Raw genomic sequence first — 11,227 nt, forward strand, 5'->3', positions numbered from 1 at the left:
TGCACCCTAACGCTACTTTGCCGCGACAAACAGCGAAACAATCCCGGCTGCAATCAGCGGTCCGACCGGCACGCCGCGGAAAAACGCCACGCCAATCACCGTACCAATCAATAACCCGCCAATGACCGAGGGCTGAACGCTCATAAAGTTAACGCCGCGACCGCCCAGCCAGGCGACAAAAATGCCGACCAGAATCGCCACGATCGACTTCCAGTTGGCAAAGGATTTGAGCAAGGTTGAGGCGGGCAGCGATCCGCTGGCCAGCGGCGCCATCACCGCCACGGTCAGGATAATGATGCCTAAGGTAATGCCCTGCTTCTCTACGTAAGGGAAAAATTGCGCCAGCGGCGTAATCTTGATCGCCAGCAGCACCAGAATGGAGATGGTGACGGCGTTGTTGTGAACGAAATAACTCAGAATGGCGAGGCAGATCAGAATAATGGTCGAGGCATAAGCAGCCATGGTTTCTCCCTGAAAATGAATGGATGCGCTGAGGACTTCAGCCAGCGCATAAACGGGTGGTAATCAACAATCATCCGGATTAGCGCAGCTGCCGGTGCTCAGCGATTGCAACATCAGCGCCTGGTTACGCACCAGGCTGACGCTCTGCGCACTCAGCGCCACGCTGCCGAGCGTGCCCTGCGCGCTGAGCTGACTGCGGCTGGCCGCCAGCCAGCTGTCGCGGTAGCTGAGCCAGGCACGCTGGGCCTGACGCAAGCTGTTTTTAGGCTCGCCGGTTAACCGGTTCATCAGTTTGCCATACTGATTATTCATCTCCTGATCCCAGGCTTTACTGGCTGCGGCATAACACTGATTCATCGCAAGGGTGGACGATGCGCCGTTCAGGCAGTGCGCCAGAGCGGCATCCGCCGGCCGATCCTGCGCCATTGCCACGTTGCTGGCCAACAGCAGGGCCAGAAGCCATCCTGTTTTCATTATTCTTCCCCGGGTAACTGATAAGCGGCGTCCAGCTTGATAGATGTCTCCGTGATGATCAAGTCGATAACCATTCATTAAGGTTAAAGTTTAGCGGGGTGATGGCCGATACCTGTTCCGTTTTAGGGCCGCTGGAAATTTCGCCTTTTCTCATACACGGAAACTATCAAGATGAAACAGTTATCACTTCGCACGGGGTTGCTGGCATTGCTGGCATTTATGACACTGCTGCTGTTGGCGGTGAGTTTTATGGGTATCGTGGCAATTAACAAAGGGAACCGGTCGCTGGATGTGATTAATCGCATTCAGGGAGTTGAGCTGAACAGCCTGTATCAGAGCAACGCGGATTTAATGCGCGCCCGCGCCAACGCGGCGCTGGCGGTGAGAAAAATTGAAATTGGTTTGCTGGAAGAGGGGGCCGGCGTCACTAAGCTGGCACAGGCCGATGTGCTGACATCACAGCAGAACCTGAAGCGTTTTATTGATGCGGGCACGGTCACGGCACACGGCAAAAAGCTGGCGGATGCGGTGGCAGGCAGCTACAAAGCCTATCTTGAGCAGGGCATCCGGCCAATGATGAGCGCGCTGGATAAGCAATATACCGACGAATATTACCAGCTGCTGGAGGGCAACCTGGCCTCACTGGCTGCCCGCTACAGCAAAGCGGTGGATGATTTCGGCCAGTACGCCAATCAGGTAACCGCCGCGCAGCTGGCTCAGGCGGCCTATAACGAAACCAAAATGAAAGTTCTGATCGCCGTTGCGGTGGTGCTGACGCTGCTGTTGCTGGTGCTCGCCTGGCAGCTGCTGCGCCGGATGCTACTTCAGCCGCTTAACAACGCCATTGTGCATCTCGAGCAGGTTGCCGCCGGGGACTTATCACAAGCCCTGCCGGCAGCCGGTAACAATGAACTGGGACGGCTCAACCATGCGCTGGCAGAGATGCAGCAGGCGTTGCGCGCCTCGGTCAGCCAGGTGCGGGAAGCCAGCCTGCAAATCGACATCGGCAGCCGTGAACTGGCCGCGGGCAACGTCAATCTGTCGCAGCGCACCGAAGAGTCCGCAGCCTCGCTGGAGCAGACTGCAGCCAGCATGGAGCAGTTAACCGCAACGGTGCGGCTCAATGCCAGTAACGCGCAGCAGGCACATCAGCTGGCGAATGCGGTGTCAGATACCGCCGATCGCGGCGCCGAAGTGGTGTGCTACGTGATGGAGAAAATGCATGAGATCACCGACAGCGCCAATCGCATCGGTGACATTCTCAGCGTAATCGACGGTATCGCCTTCCAGACCAATATCCTGGCGCTTAATGCAGCGGTTGAAGCGGCGCGCGCCGGTGAGCAGGGCCGCGGCTTCGCGGTGGTTGCCAATGAAGTGCGCACCCTGGCGCAGCGCAGCGCCAACGCCGCCAAAGAGATCCGTACGCTGATCGGGGATTCGCAGACGCGGGTCAAAGAGGGCAGCGAGATGGCGACGCGTGCCGGGGAAACCATGGATGAAATTTCAGGCGAGGTGATGCGCGTCACCGCGCTGATGAAAGAGATCTCGATGGCCTCTGACGAGCAGAGCCGCGGCATTGAGCAGGTCAACCTGGCAGTAACGCAGATGGATGAAGCCGCACAGCAGAACGCCGCGCTGGTGGAGCAGGCAACTGCGGCGACCCAGTCGCTGGAGGCCCAGTCCGGTCAGCTACAGGCGACCATGGCGCAGTTCCGCTTGCAGCCGGCCTGAAAGCAAAAAAAAGGGCGCGATATTCGCGCCCTCAGACAGCAGACCAACTCAATGTGATGGGAGCACTCGTCAGTAGCAAAGCATCGCGGGCCACGGATGGCACACGCTGAGCAGCCACGGATGGCATTTTTGCGTCTTTGCGGAGGACGTTTACTCCCTGAGCCAGGGCCTGTTTAATAACGTCAGGGCGCGATATTCGCGCCCTTTGATTGTCGCCAGATTAGCCCTGGCGGCAATCCGGGAATTCGCCCAGGAAACGCTCAACGTCGTTGACCATCGCCTCGTTACCGCAGTAAAACGGGCAGCGCTGATGCAGCGTGACCGGCGGGATATCCAGAATACGTTTCTGACCATCGCTGGCCTTACCGCCTGCCTGCTCCGCGAGGAATGCCATCGGGTTGCACTCATACAGCAGACGCAGCTTACCTTGCGGATGGCTGGCGGTGCTTGGGTAGAGATAGATGCCGCCCTTCAGTAGGTTACGGTGGAAATCGGCGACCAGCGATCCGATATAGCGGGAAGTGTAAGGACGGTGCGTAGCAATATCCTCTTCCTGACAGAACTTCAGGTATTTCTTCACGCCCTGCGGGAAACGAATGTAGTTACCTTCGTTAATCGAATAGGTATAACCGGTTTCCGGGTAGGTCATGCGCTCGTGGCTCAGGCAGAAGACGCCCAGCGACGGATCGTAGGTGAACGCATGCACGCCTGCGCCGGTGGTGTAGACCATCATGGTTGACGAACCGTACACCACGTAACCGGCAGCGACCTGCTTGTTGCCTGGCTGCATAAAGTCAGCTTCGACAACCGGCGTACCCGGCTCACTGACGCGGCGATAGATAGAAAAGATAGTACCGACAGAAACGTTAACGTCGATGTTCGACGACCCATCCAGCGGATCCATCAACACCACGTACTTACCGTTTTCCTCACCTTCAAAGATAACGAACTCGTCCTCTTCTTCAGACGCGATACCGGCGACGATGCCACGGGCTTTCAATGCCGCTTTCAGTTTTTCGTTGGCGAACAGATCCAATTTCATCTGCTGCTCACCCTGAACATTCTCAACCCCACTGGCACCGAGAATATCCACTAAACCGGCTTTGTTAATGTCGCGGTGGATAATTTTGGCACCCAGCTTGATGGCTGAAATCAGCGCCGTCAGTTCACCTGTGGCGTGCGGAAAGTCGTGTTGCTTCTCGACGATAAATTCGCCTAACGTTTTCATAACACATTCCCTGAATCTTCGATGGAGTGGCAGCATGCGTAACAGTCTGCCAACGTATGCGTACGCAGTTTAGCCGATTGAACTTCAAAAACCATAGTCCTAATCCGTTTCTTCCGTCTGCGAGCAGCGTTACACTGTGCGCCGAACTTTTGAGTAATGGATCTCGTTATGCGCATTCACATCCTTGGGATTTGTGGCACGTTTATGGGCGGTCTGGCGATGCTGGCCCGTTCGCTTGGCCATCAGGTGACCGGTTCGGACGCCAACGTTTACCCGCCAATGAGCACACTGCTTGAGCAGCAAGGCATTGAATTGACAGAAGGTTATGACGCAAGCCAGCTCGACCCGGCACCGGACTTAGTGATCATCGGTAATGCGATGACGCGTGGCAATCCTTGTGTGGAAGCCGTTCTGGAACGCAACATTCCTTACCTCTCTGGCCCGCAGTGGCTGCACGACTTCGTGCTACGCGATCGCTGGGTACTGGCCGTGGCGGGAACCCACGGCAAAACCACCACAGCCGGCATGGCAGCGTGGATTCTGGAGGCCTGCGGGCTGGAACCAGGCTTCATTATTGGTGGTGTGCCAGGAAACTTCGACGTCTCGGCAAAATTAGGAAAAAGTCCATTCTTCGTGATCGAAGCGGATGAGTACGATTGCGCGTTTTTTGATAAGCGATCCAAGTTTGTCCATTACTGCCCGCGCACGCTGATCCTCAATAACCTTGAATTCGATCATGCGGATATTTTTGACGATCTGCGGGCGATCCAGAAGCAGTTCCATCATCTGATCCGGATCGTGCCGGGGCAGGGTAAGATCCTGCTGCCCGAAAACGATCACAACCTCAGGCAGGTAATGGCGATGGGCTGCTGGAGCGAGCAGGAGAGTATCGGCGAACACGGCCGCTGGCAGGCGAAAAAACTCACTGCGGATGCGTCGCACTGGGAAGTGTGGCTTGATGGCGCCAGAGTGGGCGAGGTGAACTGGGCGCTGGTCGGTGAGCACAACATGCACAACGGACTGATGGCGATCGCCGCAGCGCGGCATGTCGGCGTGAAGCCGGAAGATGCCGGCCAGGCGCTGAACAGCTTCATCAACGCGCGTCGCCGGCTGGAGCTGCGCGGCGAGGTCAACGGCATCAAAGTGTATGACGATTTCGCGCATCACCCGACCGCGATTCTGGCGACTCTGGCTGCGCTGCGTAGCAAAGTGGGCGGAACGGCACGAATTCTGGCGGTGCTGGAGCCACGATCGAACACCATGAAAATGGGCGTGAATAAAAACGAACTGGCACCGTCGCTGGCGCGTGCTGACGAAGTTTTCCTGTTCCAGCCGCACCACATCCCGTGGCAGGTTTCAGACGTGGCTGACGCCTGTAGGCAGCCGGCGCACACCACCGCGGATATCGATACGCTGGTCTCGATGATTACCAAAGCGGCGCAGCCGGGTGATTCGATTCTGGTGATGAGCAACGGCGGATTCGGCGGCATTCATCAGAAGCTGCTCGATAAACTGGCTTAACAGAACAAGCGCCCGCCGGGGCGCTTTTTTTTACCTTAACCTGACTCCGGCCCGCATTTTATTTCCCGCCAGACTTCACCGCTCCTGACTTCACACGCCACGGCATCCTTAACGTATCACCGTGCAGCGACAGAAACCTTATCGCCGCGCGCGGTGAATAGCCTCCTGAGCTGAAGCAAATGCGCGTGATGTGGCGTCTGTCGTGAGAATGATCGGCAGCGAACTGCCTGAAAGCGCGCCGGGGCGGGATAAATAAGCGGGCCGACAAAGACAATGCCCGATCGTTTACTCACCCGTAGCCTGAGCATGCAGAGAATGGCCGTGCATCCTGGGGTCTGGAAGCGCGCGTCGGACTGCGGCAGAGGATTGGGGATAATCGCGGATGTCCGGCCGCTGCCGGTAAACGCCGGCTGTGATGGCACAGCGGCATCGGGTCGCGTAACGCTGCCTGCAGGCGGGCAAACTGCCCGCCCCGACATCGCTTAGCTTTCGGCCAGCTCGCGCAGATACTGGAAGATCTGTCGCGCAGATTTCGGCGGCTTGTTGCCCGCTTTCTCTTTCTGCGCGTTGCGGATCATGCTGCGCAGTTGCTGACGATCGGCCTGAGGATAAAGGGCGATCACATCCGTCATGGCGTCATCGCCCTGTTCAATCAGGCGGTCACGCAACATCTCCAGCTTATGGAACAGCGCAACCTGCTGGTTGTGGCGGTTCTTCAGCTTATCCAGCGCCTGGCGGATCGGCTCGACGTCCATGCTGCGCATGATTTTACCAATCAGCTGCAACTGGCGACGGCGACCCTCTTTCTTAATACGCTGCGCGAGTTCGATTTCGGCACGCAGGCGCTCATCCAGCGGGATCTTATCAAGGGCATTTTTGCCCAGGTCGACCAGTTCGGCACCCAGGCGTTTCAGCTCTTCAGCGTCGCGCTTTATTTCGCTCTTACTGACCCAGATAATCTCTTCATCTTCTTCTTCATGATTATCTGGCACATCGTCGAGCCACTCATCGGGCTGTTTGGTCATTAGTGGACTCCCAAAAAAAGAGGCTAATCCTACCAGTTTATCGGGTGACTGCGAAATTGTTCTCTGACTCTGATAGACTCAAATCATACATACATAAGATTAGACGGCAGGTCGATGAACGTATCTACTCAGGTTGCAGAACAGCGAAAAGTGTTAGAGCAGGCGATTGCGCAGGCGCTCGAACTGGCTAAAGCAAGCACTGACAGCGCGGAAGTGGCGGTCAGTAAAACCACTGGCATCGGCGTCAGCACCCGCTACGGTGAAGTGGAAAACGTCGAATTCAACAGCGACGGCGCGCTTGGCATCACCGTTTATCATCAGAATCGTAAAGGCAGCGCCTCGTCGACCGATCTCAGCCCGGACGCGATTAAACGCACCGTGCAGGCGGCAATCGATATTGCGCGTTATACCTCGCCCGATCCGTTTGCCGGTCCGGCGGATGCTGACCTGCTGGCGTACGACGCGCCCGATCTGGATCTCTATCATCCGTGGGAGATCGATGCCGATCGCGCGATTGAGCTGGCGGCACAGGCGGAACAGGCGGCGTTGCGGGCAGACAAACGCATCATCAATACCGAAGGCGGCAGCTTCAACAGCCACGTCGGTATCAAAGTCTTTGGTAACAGCCACGGCATGTTGCAGAGCTATTGCTCCAGCCGTCACTCGCTCTCCAGCAGCGTGATTGCCGAGCAGGATGGCAACATGGAGCGCGATTACGCTTACACCATTGGCCGCGCATTTGAAGATTTGCAGAGCCCGGAGTGGGTGGGCGCGGAATGTGCGCGTCGCACGCTGTCGCGTCTGGCACCGCGTAAGCTTTCCACCATGAAAGCGCCGGTGATTTTTGCCGCTGAAGTGGCAACCGGTCTGTTCGGCCATCTGGTCGGGGCGATCAGCGGCAGCAGCGTCTACCGCAAATCGACCTTCCTGCTCGATTCAATGGGACAGCAGATCCTGCCAGAGTGGCTGACGATTAACGAACAGCCGCACCTGCTGAAAGGTCTGGCGTCGACGCCGTTCGACAGCGAAGGCGTGCGGACCCAGGCGCGCGACATCATTAAAGATGGCGTGCTGCAAACCTGGTTAATGACCAGCTACTCCGCCCGCAAACTTGGCCTGACCAGCACCGGCCATGCCGGTGGCATCCATAACTGGCGCATCGCCGGTCAGGGCCACAGCTTTGACGACCTGCTGAAGCAGATGGGGACCGGCTTAGTGGTCACCGAACTGATGGGGCAGGGCGTCAGCGCCATTACCGGCGATTACTCGCGCGGTGCGGCCGGTTTCTGGGTCGAGAATGGCGAAATTCAGTATCCCGTCAGTGAGATCACCATCGCCGGCAATCTGCGAGAGATGTGGCGCAACATGGTGACCGTCGGTGATGACATCGAAACCCGCAGCAACATCCAGTGCGGTTCGGTGTTACTGCCTGAAATGAAGATAGCGGGACAATAAGAAAGATGGATTCTGAAAGCAGCCTGATGGCTGCTTTTTTTTCATCACAATAAGAAAGGAAAGAGCGATGCGTAAGCATGTGATTGCAATGTTGTCTGCTTCTCTGTTGTTCTCCAGCGTCAGCCTCTATGCGGCCGATCTGGAACAGGATATGGATACGCTGAATGCCAATCTGAAGATCGTCAAGAAAACCGACGATGCGCAGGAGATGCAGCAGGCGCTGACCAAAATGCGTGCCGCGGCGCAGGATGCGCGTAAGGGTACACCGGACAAGCTGGAAGGCCAGCCGGCTGACAGCGCACAGGTTAAAGATTTTCACGCCGGTATCGACTCGCTGATTGCACAGATTGATGTGGTCAGTACGCTGGCAAAAGCCAATAACGTCGACGGTGCGAAACGCGAAGCGGCGAAGTTTGACGACATCCGCAACGCTAACCATAAGAAATTCCGTTAACGCCCGCGCCGGTCACCCCCGACCGGCGATTTTTATCATCACTTCTGCTTATTACTCACCGTTTTACCGCTCACCTCGCTGAACGTCACCGCACAGCCTGCGCGCATCCTGATGACATTACACACATTTAACGCATTCTGGGCGCTGAGTCGCATTAAACGTGCAGCCTGCGATCTGGCGCACGCTCTTCACCTCGATTTCCGCTTGGTGCTGGAAATGTTGCGTCTCCACAGAGATCGCTATCAGGGGTAATTTATTTTCAACGCGAATTATCCGGTCTAACAGGAGTAGCAAGGTGAGCAATAACGGCGTTCCGGTGCAAGACGCGCCACCGGAGAAAGTGCAGCAGCTGGCAGACAGGGTAATGGCGCAGATTGCGACGATCTACCAGCAGCACGGCATTGTGCCGAATGCGGTCCAGCAGCAGATGCTGGTGTCACATGTCGGTGCGATGGCATCCCGCTCCCTGAGCGGTGAGCCGCTGCCAGAAGTGGAAGCCGAGCTGTTTGAGGATATCCCGCCGGAAACGCTGCAGCTGGCGCAGCAGGTGGTGGATCTGTTTGGCAATCTGCCACGCGAAGAAGCATGGCTGCTCTCGGTGCATATCGAAGTCGCCCGATCAAACAACTGAAGAGGACGTGAACATGGTAACCGTAGTGATTGGCGATCGTTTAGGTAAAGGGCAGAAAGTTGCGGCAGGTATCGAGAAAGCCGGTGGACGCGCGGTGGTGGTACCCGGCGTGGCGGCAGACATGAAGCTTGGCGACGTGATGAAGGCGGAAAATGCCGATTTCGGTATCTCCTTCTGCGGCAGCGGCGGCGCAGGCGCCATCACCGCACAGAACAAATATGGCTACAAGGCGAAACACGGGATGCGGTCGATCGATGAAGGCGTCACTGCCATCAACGAAGGCGCTACCGTACTGGGTTTCGGTTTCATGGATAAAGAAGAGCTGGGCGAACGGCTGGTGCAGGCCTGGAACAAGAAGTACGGCAGCTGATCATGAAACAACAATACGTTACGCAGGTGACGGTAGAGGGAAAAGGCGACAGCAAAGCGAAAGCCTTTGCGGATGCCCTGAGTCGCGTACAGAACCAGGTTCTGCGCGCGACGCAAAAAATTCTGCTGCGGATAGAGCCCGAGGATGTCCGGGTGCTGAACGCACGGGAGAGCGTCAAAACCGAAAAATTTCTGTTCTTCTTTTTGGCGCGCCAACGGCGGACCTACAGCGTAGAGCTGGAGATCACCGTCAGCGTCACCGTTTTCGACACCGAACAGGTCACGTTCACGGTGACACCTTAAAAACAGTGCCCTTTCATGTCAGAAAGCCGGTTGCCCGACGGCGCGCTGGCCGCAGCTTCGCGGCGGTCAAGGCTACGGCCAGGCGACGGCTGACGCGTGATGGGTAAAAACGACAACAAAGGTACAACAACATGTTTTTAATCATTTTGTTTAAGTCGTTGATCATTGGCGGGCTGGTAGGTGTCGGCGTCGGTGCCGGCGCTGCGCGGATGTTTCACGCGCCGACCACCCAGGGGATGGGCGCCTTTCGTACATTGGGCGAACTCAACTCGTGCGAAGGCGATCCAGCCTCTCACTTCTCCTTTGGTCTTGGCTTCTTCTTTAACGCCTGGGCATCTTCTGTTGCAGCCGGTTCGTTCACGCAGGATGTGGATCACCGCATCATTCCAAACTGGGGCGCCGCGGCGCTGATGATCAAAAACCGCAACGTGGCCGAAACGCTGCACGACCCGAAAAAAATGGCTATCGCCTGCGGCATCATCGGCATGATCGTAGTGGCCTTCCTCAACTCTACTGCCTCAGCCGTACCGGCCGCGCTGCAGGTCACCGCGGTGAAGGTGCTGGTGCCAGCGGCTAACCTGCTGGTCAATACCGTAATGCCGGTGATCTTCTGGCTGGCGGCGATTGATGCGGGCCGTAAATCGGGCTTCTGGGCCACCATTTTTGGCGGCCTGGCGCAGCTGATTATGGGTAACGCCGTGCCGGGACTGGTGCTGGGTATTTTGATCGGCAAAGGCGTGGAAGAGAGCGGCTGGAACAAGGTCACCAAAGTGATGATGACCGCCATCGTGTTGCTGTTTGTCCTCAGCGGTTTCTTCCGCGGCTTCGACATGAAGCTGTTGCAGTCCTTCCAGCTCGGCATTCCTGGCTGGCTCGAGATGATTCATAACTCAGTAAGCGGCAAATAAGAGGCGATGCTGATGAACGAAAATAAAGGCTTCTGGTACGCCGACTGGTCTTTCCCGATCTTTGTTGGCCTGCTCTCATCCGGCGTGTTTGCCGGGACACACATGTACTACCTGTATGGCATTGGCGCTTTTAACGAGGTGGCGTTTGTCTCGATGCTGCGTGCTGGCATGGAGACCGGCGTCTACGGCGCGGTCGCCGCATTCGGTGCCAGCTTTCTGTTCGCCCGCATTATTGAAGGATCGCTGGTCGGTATTCTCGATATCGGCGGCGCGATTCAGACCGGCGTCGGGCTGGGCGTTCCGGCGCTGTTGCTGGGTGCCGGCATCATCTTCCCGGTCGCTAACTTTGCCGCCTCGCTGGTCACCGGTCTGGTCATCGGTGTGGCGATTGGCTACCTGATTATTCTGGCGCGTAAATTCACCATCAATCAGAGCGACTCCACCTACGGAGCCGACGTGATGATGGGGGCCGGTAACACCTCGGGCCGCTTCCTTGGGCCGTTGATCATTCTGTCAGCGATGGCCGCCTCCATTCCGATCGGCCTCGGTTCGCTGCTGGGCGCGTTACTGTTCTACCTGTGGAACAAGCCCATTACCGGCGGCGCTATTCTCGGTGCGATGATCCTTGGTGCGATTTTCCCGATTGCGCTCTGATGTCACCGGCGG

The 11,227-nt window shown here is 57.1% G+C and carries 13 protein-coding genes; 9 read left to right on the forward strand and 4 right to left on the reverse strand.

Annotated features, from left to right (window positions below; all coding sequences use genetic code 11):
- Positions 1-12: 12 nt before the first annotated feature.
- The gene (locus ACLIBF_RS02735; RefSeq protein WP_031376398.1) at positions 13-462 is read right to left on the reverse strand and encodes a DUF441 domain-containing protein; all 450 of its coding nucleotides are present in this window, start codon (positions 460-462) and stop codon (positions 13-15) included.
- Between the two features lie 63 nt (positions 463-525).
- The gene (locus ACLIBF_RS02740) at positions 526-936 is read right to left on the reverse strand and encodes a lysozyme inhibitor LprI family protein (protein ID WP_069729046.1); all 411 of its coding nucleotides are present in this window, start codon (positions 934-936) and stop codon (positions 526-528) included.
- Between the two features lie 171 nt (positions 937-1,107).
- Here ACLIBF_RS02740 and ACLIBF_RS02745 point away from each other — a divergent pair, with 171 nt between their 5' ends.
- Entirely contained in the window at positions 1,108-2,667 is a 1,560-nt protein-coding gene (locus ACLIBF_RS02745; RefSeq protein WP_279810029.1) for a methyl-accepting chemotaxis protein, read from the forward strand.
- Between the two features lie 220 nt (positions 2,668-2,887).
- On the opposite strand, the gene fbp is transcribed toward ACLIBF_RS02745, so the two are convergent.
- Positions 2,888-3,895 carry a class 1 fructose-bisphosphatase gene (fbp, locus tag ACLIBF_RS02750; RefSeq protein WP_031376395.1) on the reverse strand — a complete coding sequence of 336 codons (1,008 nt, stop codon included), beginning with the start codon at positions 3,893-3,895 and terminating at the stop codon, positions 2,888-2,890.
- A 168-nt stretch (positions 3,896-4,063) separates the two neighbouring features.
- Here fbp and mpl point away from each other — a divergent pair, with 168 nt between their 5' ends.
- The gene (gene mpl, locus ACLIBF_RS02755) at positions 4,064-5,416 is read left to right on the forward strand and encodes a UDP-N-acetylmuramate:L-alanyl-gamma-D-glutamyl-meso-diaminopimelate ligase (protein WP_448309288.1); all 1,353 of its coding nucleotides are present in this window, start codon (positions 4,064-4,066) and stop codon (positions 5,414-5,416) included.
- A 482-nt stretch (positions 5,417-5,898) separates the two neighbouring features.
- On the opposite strand, the gene yjgA is transcribed toward mpl, so the two are convergent.
- Positions 5,899-6,441: a ribosome biogenesis factor YjgA gene (gene yjgA / locus ACLIBF_RS02760; RefSeq protein WP_031376393.1), complete on the reverse strand. Its 543-nt coding sequence runs from the start codon at positions 6,439-6,441 to the stop codon at positions 5,899-5,901.
- 114 nt (positions 6,442-6,555) lie between these two features.
- On the opposite strand from yjgA, the gene pmbA reads away from it, so the two are divergent.
- The 7 genes from pmbA (at position 6,556) to ACLIBF_RS02795 (ending at position 11,215) form a co-directional block, all read left to right on the forward strand.
- The gene (pmbA, locus tag ACLIBF_RS02765) at positions 6,556-7,896 is read left to right on the forward strand and encodes a metalloprotease PmbA (RefSeq protein ID WP_031376392.1); all 1,341 of its coding nucleotides are present in this window, start codon (positions 6,556-6,558) and stop codon (positions 7,894-7,896) included.
- A gap of 67 nt (positions 7,897-7,963) precedes the next feature.
- On the forward strand, positions 7,964-8,350 hold the full coding sequence (cybC, locus tag ACLIBF_RS02770) for a cytochrome b562 (RefSeq protein ID WP_031376391.1): 387 nt from the start codon (positions 7,964-7,966) through the stop codon (positions 8,348-8,350).
- A 295-nt stretch (positions 8,351-8,645) separates the two neighbouring features.
- Positions 8,646-8,981, forward strand: a complete 336-nt coding sequence (locus ACLIBF_RS02775; protein ID WP_031376390.1) for a glycine dehydrogenase — start codon at positions 8,646-8,648, stop codon at positions 8,979-8,981.
- A 7-nt stretch (positions 8,982-8,988) separates the two neighbouring features.
- Positions 8,989-9,351 carry an SFCGS family glycine-rich protein gene (locus tag ACLIBF_RS02780; protein ID WP_089561919.1) on the forward strand — a complete coding sequence of 121 codons (363 nt, stop codon included), beginning with the start codon at positions 8,989-8,991 and terminating at the stop codon, positions 9,349-9,351.
- Between the two features lie 2 nt (positions 9,352-9,353).
- Positions 9,354-9,653 (forward strand): DUF4312 family protein, encoded by a 300-nt coding sequence (locus ACLIBF_RS02785; protein WP_031376388.1) that lies wholly within the window; start codon positions 9,354-9,356, stop codon positions 9,651-9,653.
- Positions 9,654-9,784: 131 nt separating this feature from the next.
- Positions 9,785-10,561 carry a DUF4311 domain-containing protein gene (locus ACLIBF_RS02790; protein WP_031376387.1) on the forward strand — a complete coding sequence of 259 codons (777 nt, stop codon included), beginning with the start codon at positions 9,785-9,787 and terminating at the stop codon, positions 10,559-10,561.
- 12 nt (positions 10,562-10,573) lie between these two features.
- Entirely contained in the window at positions 10,574-11,215 is a 642-nt protein-coding gene (locus tag ACLIBF_RS02795; RefSeq protein ID WP_031376386.1) for a DUF4310 family protein, read from the forward strand.
- The last annotated feature ends 12 nt before the right edge of the window (positions 11,216-11,227 follow it).

The sequence above is a fragment of the Pantoea sp. PGP6 genome, assembly GCF_053474785.1.

Excerpts from the sequence above, each read along its gene's own strand:
- pmbA (WP_031376392.1), top strand. The coding sequence starts at position 6,556 with ATGAACGTATCTACTCAGGTTGCAGAACAGCGAAAAGTGTTAGAGCAG.
- fbp (WP_031376395.1), bottom strand. The coding sequence starts at position 3,895 with ATGAAAACGTTAGGCGAATTTATCGTCGAGAAGCAACACGACTTTCCG.
- ACLIBF_RS02735 (WP_031376398.1), bottom strand. The coding sequence starts at position 462 with ATGGCTGCTTATGCCTCGACCATTATTCTGATCTGCCTCGCCATTCTG.
- ACLIBF_RS02785 (WP_031376388.1), top strand. The coding sequence starts at position 9,354 with ATGAAACAACAATACGTTACGCAGGTGACGGTAGAGGGAAAAGGCGAC.
- ACLIBF_RS02795 (WP_031376386.1), top strand. The coding sequence starts at position 10,574 with ATGAACGAAAATAAAGGCTTCTGGTACGCCGACTGGTCTTTCCCGATC.
- ACLIBF_RS02790 (WP_031376387.1), top strand. The coding sequence starts at position 9,785 with ATGTTTTTAATCATTTTGTTTAAGTCGTTGATCATTGGCGGGCTGGTA.
- mpl (WP_448309288.1), top strand. The coding sequence starts at position 4,064 with ATGCGCATTCACATCCTTGGGATTTGTGGCACGTTTATGGGCGGTCTG.
- yjgA (WP_031376393.1), bottom strand. The coding sequence starts at position 6,441 with ATGACCAAACAGCCCGATGAGTGGCTCGACGATGTGCCAGATAATCAT.
- ACLIBF_RS02745 (WP_279810029.1), top strand. The coding sequence starts at position 1,108 with ATGAAACAGTTATCACTTCGCACGGGGTTGCTGGCATTGCTGGCATTT.
- cybC (WP_031376391.1), top strand. The coding sequence starts at position 7,964 with ATGCGTAAGCATGTGATTGCAATGTTGTCTGCTTCTCTGTTGTTCTCC.
- ACLIBF_RS02740 (WP_069729046.1), bottom strand. The coding sequence starts at position 936 with ATGAAAACAGGATGGCTTCTGGCCCTGCTGTTGGCCAGCAACGTGGCA.